Genomic DNA, 15393 nt, shown 5'->3' on the forward strand with positions numbered 1-15393 from the left:
GGCTTCGGTCGGCCCGAGCTGCGGCCCCGACGGTTGGGTAGACACTTCCTACGGGCCGCGGTTCGGTTTTTTGCGTTCCACTGACGCATAGAGCTCCTCGAGGTCTACCTCGAGTGCGTCTGCCAGTTGCTGAGCACGCTCGGCCCCGAGCCATCGTCGGCCAGCCCGCACCGCAGACAGCTGGCGCCGCGCCGAGTCCGGCTCGATGTCAGTCCAAGCCTCACGCGCGATCACAGCAGCGGGCCGCGGATCTGCCTGCACGAGCTGCTCGACTGCCGCCCCAAGTTGAGCCATCGCTCTGTTCTTCGAGTCCATCCGGGAAAACGCTATCACACCTGGAATATCACTAGGAGTTCAAATATCCTAGCAACATGTCTACCCAACCACTTCTGCCCACGATGCCGTCCGTGCTGGCGGCTCGCGTCGTGGCCCAGTGTCGCGGCCCCGAGCCTCCAGCAGCCCGTGGGGGGTACCCATGGACATGACTCAGTTCGCCGAGCGCGTGCGCTTACTTCGCAGCCGACGAGAGCTCTCCCAGGAGGAGCTGGCTCGGATGGCTGGGCTCTCGGTTGACACCATATCGCGCATTGAACGCGCCCGCTATCACCCGACCCTCGGCACGATGGTCAAGATCGCCAAGGCCTTCGGCCTGTCGCTCGTCGGGCTACTCGAGGATCAGCTCGAGCGCTCCGATGAACTCGCCGTCTTGATCCGCGGGCTGTCGACGCGGGATCAGCACGTCGCGCTCACTCTGGTGGGCGCGCTTCGAGTCCGGCAGACCTTGGACAGCTAGGGGGGAGGTTGGCCGGGCGGTTCTTCGAACAGCTCGGCCAACCTGACACCCAGTCCATCGGCGAGCCCGTTGAGCCAGTCGAGGCTGGGATCGACTTCGCCGGCCATGACGGCGAAGAGTTCGCGGCGATCGATGCCAGAACGATCCGCGACGGCAGCGAGCGAGATGCCGCGCACTTCGGTCAGACGGCGCAAGTTGAGCGCCAGCAGCACGTGGGCGGGTTGGTGGGTGGACTTGTCGGCCACTCGTGGAGGGTATCGCAAGCCGTGAACGCCTCGACACTCATGCCGGATTTGCCGGCGAGTCTCGTGTTCTTGGCTGACCTGAAACAACGTGTGGAAGCTCCACTGGGTGTGTTGCCATGTGATGCGCTAGCGAGCCCGCGCTCGGGTTCATGCCGGGCTGTGCCCTGAAAAATTGCCGAGTCGCTGTGGGCTAGATTCGCAACGTGGACAAGGTGAATCGCCGCTTCGGCCAGCATGTGAAGTCGCTCCGGCGTGCTCGTGGGTTGACCCAGGAACGTCTCGCCGAGCGCTCAGACCTGTCCGTCGACACAATTCGACGGCTCGAGCAGGGGTCCTTCTCCCCTTCCTACGACACGCTTCGCAAGCTCTGCGAGGGGCTCAGTCTAGAACTCTCGACTCTGTTCACGAGCTTCGAGTTCGGCAAGCGCGACATCCCGCTGGAGATCATCGACGCGATCCGATCGCTGACTCCGCGCGAGCAGGCAGTGGGGCTCCACGCTGCCCACCTGGTGATCGATCTGATCCGGGGAGTGGAGGAACCTGATGAGTGAGTGCACCGAGGCTGGCCTCGAAGCTCCATGTGCTCAAATTTTGGGGCCGGCCAGGCGACTTGCGGCTGTTCCTAGTTGAGGCTCCTGAGCCTCAGCGCCGCACGCGCAACATAGCTGTTCATCGAGCTCGGCGAGGCCCGCGTGCACGTCGAGGGCGATGTCGACGACGAGCTCCTGGCTCGAGTCCTGCGCGTCGTGGGGTCGGTGTGCTGAGTCTGCCACCGAGTGTCCGGATCTACTTCGCGCTCGACCCAGCGGATCATGTATTGGGGGCCGCGCTTTCTTCGGCCATGGCCGAGCTCTGGGCCCTGATCCTGAGCTCGTGCAGACACCTCCGTTGCGGGCCTGGACGAAGCCGTTTTATTCGTTCATGGCAAAGGAGATCCGCTGCCAGGCCTGGCCATCAAAGCGCAGCAGATCCTTGGGCCCGAACGACCAGAGCACGCCGTCGCCGCTGTCGAGCCGATAGAACCCGACGGGCTGGTCGAGCCCGAGCTCGACCTCCTCGAGGCGCTGCGCCTGCACTGCGCCGGCGTCCCGGCAGTCGTCTGCCCGATGGGGGCCGATCTCGGCGAGGCGCAGATCGGGATGCTGCTGGACCCGGCCATCAACCCGACAGCCCGGCTCACGCTCGCGGGCGAAGCCTGCCGCCGGCCCTGGGCCGCGGCGCTGATCCGCCGGGCGTGGCTGCGCTACGCCGATCCCTCCGACGATAAGACTTCCTAAACCCCAAACACCATGAACTCCCCGGACCTTTCCCCTGAAGCTGCACTCTAGCTCAAGCGGCTTTGGAGCGCGCGCGACTGGACGCCTTGGCGCTCAGAGACCCTCGGGCCCGACGGCGAGAAGCTGTTCGTGTTCGAGCACACCTGCAAGATGCCGCTCCTGGTCGAGCGGCCTGTGCCGGCGTACCGCCTCGGAGCCGAGCTCGCCTGGCGTGTGGCCTTCGACGTGATCGCTGTGAAGGTCAAGTTGCGAGGCATGGTGGCCGCTTTCCTGCGGCCCATCGTCACCGGCGAGGCCGACGGCCTGAGACGGGAGGACATCCTGCGCTGCGACCGGAAGAGCTTCGCCGAGCGCCGAGACGCAGCCATCGACGAGATCCTGATGGGGCAGCGCAAGCGGGCGGTCATCCAGCGCGACGACATGTTCCTGGCCGTCCTGGGTCCCCAGCCGCCCGCGGGCGCCGAGCCGCTCACGGCCGCGACGGAAACCGATCTCGACATGCTGCGCCGGCTTCGGGCCTCGAGGATCGGCCGCCAGGAGCTGCGCATGCTCCTGGATGTCTGGGACGAGCAGCAGGAGCGCGTCGCCCGGGGCATCGCCTGCGAGGAGGAGCTACCGGTGGTGCGGATCATCTCGGAGGCCGAGGACAGCATGCTCCGGGAGCTGCGCCTGACGCCGATCCGCTCCCGCGAGCAGCTGGTGATGCTGCTGATGGGCCTCGGGCACGCCGCCCTCCCCGGCGGACGCCATCTGTAGTCCTCGGCTCCTCCCCCCGATTCCCTCACGCCATGGCCATGAGACGACCAACGATCCGACTCGCCGGAGAGGCGTGCGCAGTCCCGCTGCTGCGGGTGCTGCACGAGTACGGGTTGATCGACGACATGATCGAGCGGGGTCCGCTGCGAGCGGGCCCTCGCCTTTCAGCGGAGGCACGCTCCGGGCCGACCTCGAGCGCGACTCCTGGGCGGACACCGGCCGAGGCCGTGGCGCTGGCGAGCGAGCATCGGGCGGGCTGGGCGATGGCGTTGCGTCGGTGGCGATGGGGATCCCATAGGCATTGACGGGAGCCTCAATCGGAAAGGCGCGCCAGGACCTTGCCCACGAACCCGTCGTCCGCGTAGTAGGACGACAGCGCCTTCCGTTCGCCGAGGAGTCCCGGAAGCGTCATTGCGGCAAACCGGAGCTCGGCATCCGACCATGGCTCATCGTCGAGCACCTGCTTCAGCACGCGGGCGATCCCTCCAGCCAGTATGTCTGCGGCCAGGAGCAGAGGCTCTCCCCTCGAATCGCGCATCGAAAAGCAATGGATGTTGCGGACCCCGACTCGGTCGACAGGGATGCCCTGCGCATCGAGGACATCCTCCAGTTCCCGATGCCCTACGCCGATCTTCCGCAGCATCCGGGCATAGAACTCGAACACGCGCCTGAATTGGGACTGCTCGTCGTGAACGAGCGTGCCCTGCCGCGGACGGTACATGTCGAGCCCCATGTCGCACTTGCGCATGAACTGCGTCAGCGCGGGGACGTTCAGGCTGGCATGCTCGGCATGCTTGCCTCCGTCCGCGGAATCGCAGTCCTCGGCATCTATGATCGCATCAAGGGATTCCAGCGCTCCGCGGAATCCCTTCTCCAGCAAGGGTTCCCCGTTCAGCCCGGCGAAACGGCTCAACCGCTCAAGACAGGACTCGAGGAGCGGGGCGTTCTCGGAGGGGTCCCTGTAGGCTTCTGCGAAATCCCGCAGCACGCCATCGCTGGCCGTGTAGACGAGTTCGGTCAGCCGCCGCCGCTCGCGGAGAGAGGCGGTGGGCAGCCATGATGCGCCCGGGTTGTGCATCGGGTCGAGCAGCACATCCACGACCTTTCCGGCGATAGCGAACTGCTTCTGCATGAAGTAGAAGACTGGGACCGCTCTGGCTTTGCCCAGATCCCGAAGCATTGCAAGCGTTCGCGGCTGCCGGCTCTTCCTCCACACATCCCGGAACTTCGGCTCCTTGCCGCCAGGAAGGCCAAGGTCTTCGACGAACGAGCGCACCGCCGCTTCGGCTCTTCGGCGGGCGCTTCCCGCTACGATGAAGCCGGCCAGCACCAGAAAGGGGCTTTCCGGTGCGAGGTAGTTGATGCCCGAGTTGCCCGATTCGTCGCAGAACACCCAGGCTTCGCTGCACTGCTTCGTCCTGGACCTGAGCCGCTGAGTGTACGACATGCCCTTCCCCATCGTCGCAGGCTAGCGCCGGCGGCCCTTTCCGCAAGCGCGTTCGACCGCCTGCCGCACAATGCCCTCGTCCTGGGGATCGCCCGGCAGCGTCCGACCATCGAGCTCTTTGCCGGAGCCGGCGGTGTACAGGGCGGAACCGGAGACGGCACGGTCGAAGCGGTCCCAAAGCGAGCGCGCGCCGACCTCGCGTCCCAGTCTATGGATATCGTCCGCGAGGCGCGGGGCCTCGTCATAGAGCTGACTGTCGGAGAACTCGGATTCGAGGCGAAGGACCTTAGCCATGGCATTGCGCGCATGCAGCAAGCGGCGACAGCGGATATAGGAAACCAGCTCATCTTCTCCGCCCAGGATCAGCGGACGGCCGTCGAACGCCGCGACCGAGAGCATCCTGGGGGACTTTCGGGCGACGGGAGGCGCGATAGCCAGGCTCATGGCGCCCGACAGCGTGGAGGCCAGCGTAGTAGTGATCTTCAGGATCCGCCGCCCGTAGTAGTTGTCGCCTCGGTTGAGGACGAAGGACACCTCATCTGACAGCCGCAAGGCCGCGAGAATGAAGGGTCTCGACGGCTCCGGGGCCCAGTCCCGCCACATCCGGAAAGTGATCCCGACAGCCTTATGCAGGGCCGTCCGATAGCGGGGGTTCTCGAGTTCGTCCTTCAGGAAGCGCTTGCTCTGCTTGATTCCGTCCGCACGCACCACAAGAAGGCCTTCGGCTGGCGCAATGTCCACAGTGCTGGATTCAGCCTCCAGCGCGGAGAAGCGTTCGAGCAGGAGCTCGAGCTCCTGCTGCATGGCCAATGGGACCTGCATGATTGCCTGCGGGAGCTGCCGAAGCCGGGACCTTGGGCGCCTGTCCTCAGTCGTTGACGTTGTTGCCCTTGCTCTTGTCCGGCAGGCCGCGGACGTACTCCTTGCCGCGCACGGTCACGGTCCCGAAGTCCGGGTGCTTGCCGGCCTGGACCTCGCGCACGAGCTGTCCGCGCGGGACCGTGCCCCGGCCGGGGATGGTGTAGGACTCGTTGCCGCCCTTGGAGCCGCCGCCGTTGCCTTTGATGTTCTTCGCCATTGCCGGATGAACCTAGGTCCGGCGCTCGGGTGCGCAACCCCTGATCGCAGCCCATGATCCCAGCCGGATCATCGGGAACGAGAGGGGGACGCGAAGCGCGCCGTCGAGGCCCGGGAGATCTCTTCCGTGGTCCAGCAGGTGTGCCGACGGGAGTACCGGCAGGTGTTCCGGTGCTGCTCAGTCCGCGCTGTCCGCGTCACGCCGCAGCCGCGCGAGGCTCAGCGTTCGACCGTGACCCGATCCATGCTGCAGGACGTGAGAGAGGATCTACCGCTTGATCTCAAGCCAGGGACCGACCACGACAACGTAGCTGGGGTGAGAGAGCGTATCCAGACCAAGGTGGAGGGCCCAGTGGCTACGCTGCTCAACTTCGCGCGCCGTGAGCCCGAGTAGCCGCGCGGCTTCGTCGATCGTGCGCGCATCGACGACCACTTGCGCGAGGAGGTTCGCCACCACGCGGTTCCAGTCGTCGAGCTCAACCGTGTAGGCGTGGCGGAACCGATCCGATCGCCGCAGCGGCGTGGAGTCGAGCACTCCCCGGTGTGTCGCGTCAGCGAGATCTTCATAGGTGTCTCCCCGCTTGAGGCCGTGCCCCTCGGGCAAGCATCGCCGCCTACGAGCCACAGCCCGACCCCTACGCGCCCGCGCCGAGCGAGGGAAGCTGCGAGCGCGTGACGTCGTCCATGCGGAGGCGGCTGCGCGACGAGCTGCGCGACCAGTGGCACTTCGGTTGGCAGCACGAGCAGCTGCGGGTCGACTATGGCTGCGACCGCCTAGGCCCGAGCGAGGGGATTCGTGAGAGCACCCTGCAGGAATCCGCGTCCGTTCGCGCGGCCAGTCGGCACCTGAGCGTACCGCGCTCAACACTCCAGGCTTGGGTGAAAAAAACTAGGTCTCGGCTCACCTGCCTGAGTCCCTCTGAGCCCCATCTGCGCCCATGCCGCCCCCCACGAGGTCACCCAAGGCGATGATCTCTGTCAGATCACTTTCCGACAGAGACTGTGATAGAGGTTGGGGGTGACCAACTGGCGGCAAGAGCTCGGCGTCGACCGGCAGGGCATGCGCTTCTACTCTTCGTTGGGAGCGCTCCAGCACGATCGACGGAGCCTCACTTGTGCTCACGCGACCGAGATCGCCTGGGATCGGATGGATCTCGATGGAGTTGTTGCCATCGGCAACTCTCCCGGTGTCTACATCAAAGAGGCCCGGTTCTTTGACCCGAAAGCCGAAGATGAGTTGCACCGTAAACTCTGGCTTCATGCAACGGCCCCGCTGCTCATTGTCATAGATTCCACGCAAGTGCGAGTGTACTCATCGCGGCCGAAAGTTACGAAGAAGAACAAACAGACATTCATTGAGACAATAAATCGAACGGCAGAATCGCTGCAGCTATATGCTCTACTTGATCGAGTGCAAGGCGGCGAGTACTTCGAGACCCACAAGAAGCACTTCTACCAGCAGCATGCAGTCGACAATCACTTCCGCCGCCAACTTGAGGCCACGCGTAACTTTCTCCAAACGATAGACCAACGGATAAGTCCCACCAAGATCCACAGCCTCCTGGTCAACGCAATTCTGCTTCGATACCTGGAGGACCGAGGTGTACTAGGCCCGAACTTCTTCGCGCGTCACACATCCTCTCCGGCCAGTTCTCTTTACGAATTCCTGACCGGAAACGACGACCTCCAGGGCGCCTTCGCCTCAATCTACCGGGCTCTCTCGCGTGCATTCAACATCCGTGAACTACTCGACGCGCATGATCTGATTACCGAAGGCCCATTCCGGACTGAACACTTCCAGTTCGCTGCTGATTTTCTTTGCGGCCACAGTGTTGGCACTGGCCAATTGGCACTCGGCTCATGGAGTTACGATCTCAGTCTTCTTCCGGTAGAGCTTGTTTCCGCAGTCTACCAGGAGTTCCTATCCTCAGAAGTCGAGAATGCCAAACGAAGCATCGGCCTGGTAGCGACCCCCCGAAACCTCGCGGAGGTCGTCTTGGACATGGCATTCGAGAACTGCAAAATCGCGGAACCGAGAATCCTCGATCCGGCTTGTGGATCGGGTATTTTCCTCGTTGGCTGCTTCAACCGACTTGCTAGCAGTTGGCGATCCCGGTTCCCAAACGCCGACCCTCTGGACAAACTGAGGGCCCTAAAGACACTATTACAAAACAACATTACAGGCATAGAACTTCAGCCAACAGCATGCAAACTCGCGGAATTAAACCTGCTTCATGCGCTCCTCGGCCACTTCCACAACGCTGAACTCGACCAGATCATCAACAGGAAACCGCTTCGTCGAGACCCTCGCGGGCAGACAACCACAACGATTCTACAAGGCGACTACCTGCGCCATCATTCAGGTCAGGGATTTGACATCATAGTTGGAAATCCTCCTTGGTCGAACGATCCCGATGCCTTCGGAGAGGAGTGGCCGAAGAGCCGGCCTGTGCCTGCCAGGGGGAACCTTACATACGGTTTTTCCTGGAAAGCCCTTGACGACTTGGCCGAAGGCGGAACGGCAACTTTGCTGCTCGATGGAAAAGCCATGCTCTCGTCCCCACCAGCGCAGGACTTTGCAGCATCCTGGTTCAAGTCCGCGAACGTTGACACCATTGTCAACTTTGCGGATCTTCGCAATTATCTTTTTGACAAGAAGGCGGGACGACCAGCAGCACTTTTTCGGTTTTCACACGCCTCCACCGATGGACAAGACCGTTCCCGGAGGGTTCGCTACATCACACCACTGAAGAACTCCGCAGGAAAAAGGGGGGGGCTTCTGTCACTCGCAGGCTCGAGGACTCAGTTCGTGCGCTACTCCGAAATTCTTCGTTGTGCGGACACTGGGGACAATGCGCTATTTCGCATGTGGCGAGTTCGGCTATATGGTAGTGGCCGGGACCTCAGTCTGATTGAACGTTTGGCTGGCTTCAACAACCTTCAGCAACTGTTGCTGAGCGCCCCCGGAAAGAGTGGCTACCATCAGGGCTTCAATCGTCACGGAACGTCTGCGTCTGCGTTGAAACGCCCACTCCTGGCCCAAATTCCGTTTCTGCCAACTGCAACCGACAAAAAGTGGCGATGCCTGATCAAACCCTCAAGCATGCTTTTTCGTACATATGGCGAGGAAAAGCACGAGGTGACCCGCATCCAACAATGGCCTTCTGACGTTCAACAACTATTCTTCGGGCCGCGCGTAGTCCTTCATCACACCCCTGCGAACAACCCACCATATATTCAAGCCGCCTACACTGAGACCTCATTCTCTTTTCATAAGGAGATCCATGCAATATATATGGAATCCGCATCAGCATCGTTTCTGAAATTTCTCGCAGCGGCGTTATCTTCACGGCTATCGCTCTATTTCATGTTCCAGTCATCGTTCAGTTATGGAATGGAGGCTATCCCCCAACTTCGAAATGTCGACATACTGAACCTCCCCCTCCCAGATTTTCGGGGTCAGGCGGACAAGGCGCGCATCATAAATAATGTGGCCGAACTCATCGACGACGTCAAAAGCGCCTCACCGAGCGCAGAAATCGAAGAAGCGATAAACTCCTATATATTCGATTACTATGACATCGACGACTGGGAGCGCGACCTTATTACTGACACCGTCAGTACCGTTGTCCCTGCCGCACTAACTGACAAAATCCACATTTGGCCCGAGGAAACCATGAAAATCGATGCTCGTCAATACCTTCTTCGGCTATCGGAGGTCCTCTCGGACTGGCTCCATGGCCGCAATTTCGCTAGCCGCGCATATGTCTCGACCACAGCAGGTACGGGAGTCATCGTCCTGCGCCGAGGTGAGCAAGGCGTCAGCGTCCAAACCGCCAGCCGAAAACTTGAGGAGGCACTGACGAGTCTTCGCGCCGCGCTATCATCGTCTCAGAAGACTAACCTCACTCAAGATGTAATGCTGTTCGATGGAGACAGTCTCTACCTCACCAAGACGATGACACGCCGAAACTGGACTCGGTCAGCGGCAATGAACGATGCCGATCATGTTATATCGGCACTCATCAAGGCAAGGAGTCACTGAAGACATGCAGGACCTCGGGGGGAACGCGTCCAAGTGGGCAAGTGACGTTGACTTCTCACTCTTTCTTGAGCAAATTCTTCGCTGCATCGTTGAGTCGTGGCCCAAGATATCAACGCCATTCCCAGATGAAGGCGAAGACAAAATCACGATCCGGCTATATGGCCAAATGAAGTCCCACTACCTTACGAGAAGGAGCCCCTTTCGCTTGACTCTGCAGGCACAAAACGTAGATGCTGGCGGTGACGTAGTTACCGGCATCCCAGATATTCTAGTGGAGACACTCGCGCCCCCCTGGAATGAAGAGTTTATAAATATCGAGTGTAAGAGGTTACGGCGAAAAGACGGAAGGCAGCCCTGCCGATCGGGAAACGCGGAATATATCGATGGCAAGGGGCAGGGCATGACTGCCTTTACCTCGGGTCGATACCCGGCGCCGTGTGCCGAAGGGATAATGATCGGGTATGTCCTCTGCTCATGCAGTGATCCTGTGGGCAAATTGGAGCAAGAGATCAACAGGAAGTCATCTATCATTCGCCTCGACAAAACGAACACCCTCCCGGTCAAGAAATCATCGATTTCCCCCAAAGATACCGTCTTGTGGGAGACCTACCACCTGTCAGACTCCTGCACAAAACTCAAGCGAATCAGTCATGTGTTCCTTTTTTCGAGTGCATGCACAGGCCCTCCTACGGCAGCGAAGAAAATCAAACGACGATGCTCCCAAAAGTAGGAACGCCGTTCGGGTGATTGGCCAATCACCCGGAAGGCTTGAGGCACACGCAGAGTCACCGTAACTTGTATCTGTGCCCAGTCGGCCTACGACCGACCCATCCGCGCTCCCACACCTCCTACACGCAGATGACGTCGCCAACCTCCTACGCCTCACCCGCAAGGCCGTCTACTGCATGGTCCACCGCGGCGAGTTCTCCGGCGTAGTCAGGATCGGCCAGCGCGTCCGCTTCAAGCGCGACGACCTCCTCCGCTGGCTCGAAACCCAATAACCACACAATCCCGCCCACAAAGCGGGCTCAACCACGGCGTGAGCACTCGGTGAGGGGCATCTGTCGCCGGCTTCGACCCAGGCCGACGATCCCCTTGATACCAGGGCGTTGCGGGCTTCATGCTCTACCGCCAGACATCAGGCAGCGGAGCCCCATCCCCGATCGCAAACCCGGCCCCCCCATCCGACATCCCCAAGCTCGAAACCGCCCACTGCCCGACGCCCTGCCAGATCTCCGGCCCCGGGTCGTTCCCGCGGCTGCTCGAGCTCTGCCGGTGCGCGAACACGTACCCGAGCCCCCCATCACGCAGCAGCCGCAGCAGCCGTCGCCCCGCCTGGATCTGCTCTGCCGTCGGCGTGTTCCGCCCGTACTTCTCAGGCTGCCACCACTGCCCCCTGGACGAGCGAAAGTTCCCCACGAACTCGATCGACACCGAGCGACTATTGAACCCGTCCGAGGCTGAGAGCCGGGCCGTCAGGGGATGCAGCTGCACCACCGCGCCGTCCTCGAGCACCACGAAGTGAGCGGTCACGTTGTGGTAGCGGCTGGGGTCCGTTCCCCGCGAGAAGCCCGTCTGATGCAGGACCACCGCGTCGACAGGCTTCTTGCGGGCGTGTCGCTTCGACACCGGGGCGACGTCGGTGAGGTCGACCAGCTTCAGCTTGCGGCTGCGCGCGTCGGCCCAGGCGGCGAAGGCTCCAAAGGCGACTACGGGCCCGAGGCTGACGACGATGCCGAGCATCAGTACCTCCGCGCGAGTTCCCGCATGATCTGTCGCGTGGCGGAGGAGATCGGTCCGCCGAGCTTGGCGAGCTTGGCGGCGCAACGCCGGACATCCTCGGGCATGGAGGTCGCGCGCTCGACAAGAGCGAGGTGCCCGACGGCGATCGCCGGTGCGTCCGCGAGCTTGGTCAGGCCGAGATCGAGCACCGCGAACTCTCGATCCCCTTGGCTCACGACACGCAGGACCCGGAACGTACGGTCTGGGTCGATCCCCAAGCTGTTGGCGATGCGAGAGTTCTTGCGGAAGCGAACCTGATCGTTCCGGCCAAGTCGAGACCTACGGCCGCGGCTCGTGGGCTTCGAGCTGTCCGGCTGCGGGGAGGCGGCTGTCTTCTTGGTGGTCGCCGGCTTCTTGGGAGCGGTCTTCTTGGGCGTGGCCTTCTTCTTGGGGGCAGCCTTCTTCTTGGGGGCAGCCTTCTTCTTGGGCGTGGCCTTCTTCTTGGGCGTAGCCTTCTTCTTGGGCGTGGCCTTCTTCTTGGGCGTGGCCTTCTTCTTGGGCGAGACCTTCTTCTTGACCGTCGACTTCTTACTCTTGCTCATGGCTGTCTCTTCCTCTGTCTCCGCTCGGTCGGTACTCACGGCCGGCGCCAGCTTGGTGTCTCGTGCAGGGCCCTTTGCCATGGCCGGCGCGGAGCGCTTGACCCTGGGATTCTTGTGCTTGGGGTTCCCTCCGGCCTGCTCTCGAAGCCAACGCTTCGCCCACTGGACGCGCCGTCGCCCACGAACCACCAACTCTTGGAGACTCGGCAGCTCTTGCTCGGCTGCGAGTGTGGTGAGCTCGGCGAGCTCGAGCCCCATCTGTTCGAGGTCGAGCTCGCCGCCCGTGGGCGGAGAGAAGACCACCCGATCATCAAAGTCGCTCGGGTACATCACCCCCAGCCATGCCCCCGCGACCTGGGCCCGAAACCGCGGCGGCATCGTCTCGAGGGACCCCAGCGCCGTCGAGGTCGCCATGTGCGGGTAGTCGATGAACCCGCCCCTGGACGTCCACGTGCTGCGGCGGGGGAGCTTCTTCTCTTCGCCCCAGCCCTTTTGCCCCTCCAACATCGTCCGGATCGTCTCGGTCTCTCGGTTCCAGATCGACCAAAAGCGCTTGCCGCCCTCGCGCATCACGACGAGCTGGATCGTTGCCTTCGGATCCCAGTCCGAGGGGATCTCGGCGAGGGGCAAGAGCTCTGCCTCGTAGGTCTCCCGGATCTGGCCGATGATCTTCTTGTTGGTGATCAGCTTTCCCCAAGCGGTCACCGGACCATGGATGGTTCCGTTGGCCGGGTTCCGCAGCCAGTACAACGAGCGTCCGCCAAATCGACCAAATTGGACGTCCGTCGCCGTCATGCCTTGCTGACGCATGTGCAGAAGGTCCCGGCCAGGGATCTGCGAGACGAGGAGACTGACCGTCGCCGGTGAAGCGCCGCCGGCGTAGGGGAGCAGCTCACTGCCGAGCTGGGCCTCGAAGTGATCGAGGTTCATCACGCCATTGACCGCGACGCGAGGCACGAGGCGGGCGCTCTTGGGGAGCGGCTCACTGTGCACCAAGAGCGACCGCGCCTGGCCATCTTGGTCGACGAAGGCTGGCGGGCTGAGCTTGACCGGGTACAGCCGGAAGGGATCCGAGGGCCTATAGACTGCACGCGTGGGGACCAGCGCGTCGAGATGGCGCTCCTGCGCCTCGAAATCGTCCGGCTCGAAGTCTCGCCGGGCCGGGATCTGACCGCGACCGCGCGCGCGGGTCATTCGGTTCTCGATCTCGGCCCGAGCCTGCTGTGCGCCTTCTTCCTGGCCGCGAAAATACTCCGGCTCCTCGTCTGTCTGGCAGAGCACGAACTGCGTGGACTTGCTCTTCAGACCCGCCTGGGTCGGCTGACAGTCCCCCGCGGGTTTGTCCAGCATGGCGACACAAAGCGTCGCCGAGGCTTCGCCCTCGCGTCGGATCCAGCAGGGCGCCTTGGGAATGCGCGTCCAGTACTCCGGCCCGGCCTCGGGGTTGCGGAGCAGATGCTCCTTCCATGCTTTGTAGAGCGCGTCGTCAGGCACGGAAGGCGTCGTCGTCGTCGCCGATGGCGAGGCCGTCATCGTGGTGGCGTGCGCCGGGGAGCTCGGAATCTTTCGGGGGGCTGAGGTTGCGACTGCGGCGGCGGATGCTGGTGCACGTGCCGCGGTCGACATCGGCTTGTCGACGGTCACCAAGACCGTGTTCACGCTCGTCCCAGATGCTTCGAAGGAGCCTTGGGGGAGCGGCTCGATCACGCCGTCGAGCTCGGCGAGCTTGGCCCGCAACGTTCGCGTCTTCTTGTCCGTACGCGAGTCGAGCCCCGCCGCGGCGATCGCCACGAGCCGCCCCCCGGGTGCGAGGAGCTCGAGAGCGCGACAGATGTGCTCGACATCCTGCCGCTGCTCGAAAGGAGGATTCATCACGATCCGGTCGTAGAGGCGCTTGGGGAGAAACGTCCGAAAGTCCCGTCCGACGATCGTGAACCCCTCGTCCCGGAGGACTTCACGGAGCGTGGGGCTGAGCTCGAGAACCTCCAAGGTTGCGTTGGGATGTCGCTCGCGGATCTCGGAGGCCAGGGCCCCGGAGCCTGCCGAGGGCTCCAGCACACGCATGCCAGGCTGAATCTGCGCAGCTTCGACGACACGTCGCGCCAGTGCTGGCGGCGTGGGCACGAAGCCCGAGATGTTCATGCGGCTGAGCGCCTGTCGCCTCGCTCGCCGCGGATCTTCCTTGGCTGTTCGGACAGCCCCGCGGCAGCAGCCCAGATACTCACGCAGCGCGGCCTGCAACGTCGGCGTATCGACGACGCCGAGCCGCGCGAGCCGGCGGCGATCTTCGAGGTCGTCGCCCAAGATGCCGAGCCCATGCGAGAGCGGGCGGTCTGCCTTCTTGGCGGCGCGGAGGAGCTCGCTCGCGGCCCGGGCCTGCGCTGCGTCCAGCTCGACGCGCTCGTCCGAGGCGGGCAGCTTTGCGTGAAGCGCCTTGATGCGCTCACGAGCGGAGACGATGCCAGCGAGACCCTTGGCGGCGTCGAGTAGATCCGAGATGACGGCGGGCCGGGCTGCGGGGCGGCTGTAGCTCGCGTACTCGATGTCCTCGACTTCGGGGGCTTCGTCTTCGCTCACCGGCTTGCCTTCGGCTCGCGCGCGGCTCCACCCACCGCGACGAAGCTCGAGATCCAAGGATTCGAGCTGGCGCTTGCTGGCGAGGCGGGAGACGTGCTGGAGCTTCGATTGCTCGACTTCGGCGGCAGCCCGGCGAATGACCGAGGCGATCATGATGTCTCGGCGCGCGCGAGCGCGGATGTTGCTGGCCATCGTGGCCCGACGCGCGGTGTTCTCGTTGCGATCGGTGTCGAGCTCGGCCTGGGCCTTGGTCTCGAGCTTGTCCGCGATCTCGCGCAGCTTTGCCGCGCGCTTGTCTGCGTCGACGGGGCGCCCTCGTGAGGCTGTGGGCTTCCCCTTCGTGGTGGCCTCGGGCTCACCAGCGTCGTCGTACTCGAGGACCACGGGGACGCCTCGAAGCCGTAGGGCCTCAGCCAGCTCTTCGAGACGCGCTCGTGGCTGCGGGCTCTCGCGGCTTCGGCGGACATACCAGGCGCAGCCCTCGGGCAGCTTCCGCGAGAAGCGGAGCCGATAGGGCGTGATGATCTGTTTGAGGATCTCCCGGTACGGGTAGGTGTCTCCGCAAAGCACGATCCCGTCCGCGCGGGTGTAGCGGAGCACCAGGGGGACGGGGTCGGTGCTCGCGTTGGCGAAGATGTCCCCCGGTCGCTGGACTTCGAGCACCTGTGTCGAGTCCCACACGTAGCTGGGCTCTCGCTCCTCTTCGCGGCCTCGCTCCCACACGCGGACGTCGGGACCTTCGATGTGCAGCCGACGGATCTCGAGCTCGCCGACGCCAGGAACCCTCACCACATCTGCGATACGCAGCTGTGCAGCTTCGATCTTCATGACTCCCCCTCATCGCGGCCGGCC

General features: G+C 63.2%; 17 protein-coding genes. 7 read left to right on the plus strand and 10 right to left on the minus strand.

Features of this window, described 5'->3' with window-relative positions:
- Nucleotides 1-48: 48 nt before the first annotated feature.
- Nucleotides 49-315 carry a hypothetical protein gene (locus tag G6O69_RS20910; protein WP_172305276.1) on the minus strand — a complete coding sequence of 89 codons (267 nt, stop codon included), beginning with the start codon at nt 313-315 and terminating at the stop codon, nt 49-51.
- A 160-nt stretch (nt 316-475) separates the two neighbouring features.
- Here G6O69_RS20910 and G6O69_RS20915 point away from each other — a divergent pair, with 160 nt between their 5' ends.
- Nucleotides 476-793: a helix-turn-helix transcriptional regulator gene (locus G6O69_RS20915; RefSeq protein WP_172305277.1), complete on the plus strand. Its 318-nt coding sequence runs from the start codon at nt 476-478 to the stop codon at nt 791-793.
- On the opposite strand, the gene G6O69_RS20920 is transcribed toward G6O69_RS20915, so the two are convergent.
- Nucleotides 790-1038 (minus strand): helix-turn-helix transcriptional regulator, encoded by a 249-nt coding sequence (locus tag G6O69_RS20920; RefSeq protein ID WP_172305278.1) that lies wholly within the window; start codon nt 1036-1038, stop codon nt 790-792. The two genes, G6O69_RS20915 and G6O69_RS20920, sit on opposite strands and share 4 nt — an antisense overlap.
- A gap of 194 nt (nt 1039-1232) precedes the next feature.
- Here G6O69_RS20920 and G6O69_RS20925 point away from each other — a divergent pair, with 194 nt between their 5' ends.
- Nucleotides 1233-1589: a helix-turn-helix transcriptional regulator gene (locus tag G6O69_RS20925; protein ID WP_172308292.1), complete on the plus strand. Its 357-nt coding sequence runs from the start codon at nt 1233-1235 to the stop codon at nt 1587-1589.
- A 33-nt stretch (nt 1590-1622) separates the two neighbouring features.
- Here G6O69_RS20925 and G6O69_RS20930 read toward each other — a convergent pair whose 3' ends face one another.
- Both G6O69_RS20930 and G6O69_RS20935 read right to left on the minus strand, forming a co-directional pair.
- Nucleotides 1623-1811: a hypothetical protein gene (locus G6O69_RS20930; RefSeq protein WP_176396995.1), complete on the minus strand. Its 189-nt coding sequence runs from the start codon at nt 1809-1811 to the stop codon at nt 1623-1625.
- A 138-nt stretch (nt 1812-1949) separates the two neighbouring features.
- Complete coding sequence (locus tag G6O69_RS20935; RefSeq protein ID WP_172305279.1) at nt 1950-2114, minus strand: hypothetical protein; 165 nt, start codon at nt 2112-2114, stop codon at nt 1950-1952.
- A 30-nt stretch (nt 2115-2144) separates the two neighbouring features.
- Here G6O69_RS20935 and G6O69_RS20940 point away from each other — a divergent pair, with 30 nt between their 5' ends.
- From G6O69_RS20940 to G6O69_RS20950, 3 genes are all read left to right on the plus strand, one after another.
- Nucleotides 2145-2315, plus strand: a complete 171-nt coding sequence (locus tag G6O69_RS20940; RefSeq protein WP_172305280.1) for a hypothetical protein — start codon at nt 2145-2147, stop codon at nt 2313-2315.
- A 129-nt stretch (nt 2316-2444) separates the two neighbouring features.
- Nucleotides 2445-3071: a hypothetical protein gene (locus G6O69_RS20945; RefSeq protein WP_172305281.1), complete on the plus strand. Its 627-nt coding sequence runs from the start codon at nt 2445-2447 to the stop codon at nt 3069-3071.
- Between the two features lie 38 nt (nt 3072-3109).
- Complete coding sequence (locus G6O69_RS20950) at nt 3110-3376, plus strand: hypothetical protein (protein ID WP_176396996.1); 267 nt, start codon at nt 3110-3112, stop codon at nt 3374-3376.
- Nucleotides 3377-3384: 8 nt separating this feature from the next.
- Here the strand turns inward: G6O69_RS20950 and G6O69_RS20955 are convergent, their stop codons facing one another.
- The 4 genes from G6O69_RS20955 to G6O69_RS20970 form a co-directional block, all read right to left on the minus strand.
- Nucleotides 3385-4530: a DUF3800 domain-containing protein gene (locus tag G6O69_RS20955; RefSeq protein ID WP_172305282.1), complete on the minus strand. Its 1146-nt coding sequence runs from the start codon at nt 4528-4530 to the stop codon at nt 3385-3387.
- 9 nt (nt 4531-4539) lie between these two features.
- Nucleotides 4540-5322 carry a tRNA(His) guanylyltransferase Thg1 family protein gene (locus G6O69_RS20960; protein WP_172305283.1) on the minus strand — a complete coding sequence of 261 codons (783 nt, stop codon included), beginning with the start codon at nt 5320-5322 and terminating at the stop codon, nt 4540-4542.
- A 64-nt stretch (nt 5323-5386) separates the two neighbouring features.
- The gene (locus G6O69_RS20965) at nt 5387-5596 is read right to left on the minus strand and encodes a DUF3892 domain-containing protein (RefSeq protein WP_172305284.1); all 210 of its coding nucleotides are present in this window, start codon (nt 5594-5596) and stop codon (nt 5387-5389) included.
- Between the two features lie 267 nt (nt 5597-5863).
- Nucleotides 5864-6199, minus strand: coding sequence for a hypothetical protein (locus G6O69_RS20970; RefSeq protein ID WP_172305285.1), 336 nt, complete (start codon nt 6197-6199; stop codon nt 5864-5866).
- A 414-nt stretch (nt 6200-6613) separates the two neighbouring features.
- Here G6O69_RS20970 and G6O69_RS20975 point away from each other — a divergent pair, with 414 nt between their 5' ends.
- On the plus strand, nt 6614-9640 hold the full coding sequence (locus G6O69_RS20975; protein ID WP_172305286.1) for an N-6 DNA methylase: 3027 nt from the start codon (nt 6614-6616) through the stop codon (nt 9638-9640).
- 803 nt (nt 9641-10443) lie between these two features.
- Entirely contained in the window at nt 10444-10641 is a 198-nt protein-coding gene (locus G6O69_RS20980; RefSeq protein WP_172305287.1) for a helix-turn-helix domain-containing protein, read from the plus strand.
- A gap of 124 nt (nt 10642-10765) precedes the next feature.
- On the opposite strand, the gene G6O69_RS20985 is transcribed toward G6O69_RS20980, so the two are convergent.
- Together G6O69_RS20985 and G6O69_RS20990 are read right to left on the minus strand one after the other, a co-directional pair.
- On the minus strand, nt 10766-11383 hold the full coding sequence (locus tag G6O69_RS20985; RefSeq protein ID WP_172305288.1) for a peptidoglycan recognition family protein: 618 nt from the start codon (nt 11381-11383) through the stop codon (nt 10766-10768).
- Entirely contained in the window at nt 11383-15369 is a 3987-nt protein-coding gene (locus G6O69_RS20990; protein WP_176396997.1) for a methyltransferase, read from the minus strand. Before G6O69_RS20990 ends, G6O69_RS20985 begins: the two co-directional genes overlap by 1 nt.
- Nucleotides 15370-15393 lie beyond the last annotated feature (24 nt).

The organism is Pseudenhygromyxa sp. WMMC2535 (assembly GCF_011083025.2).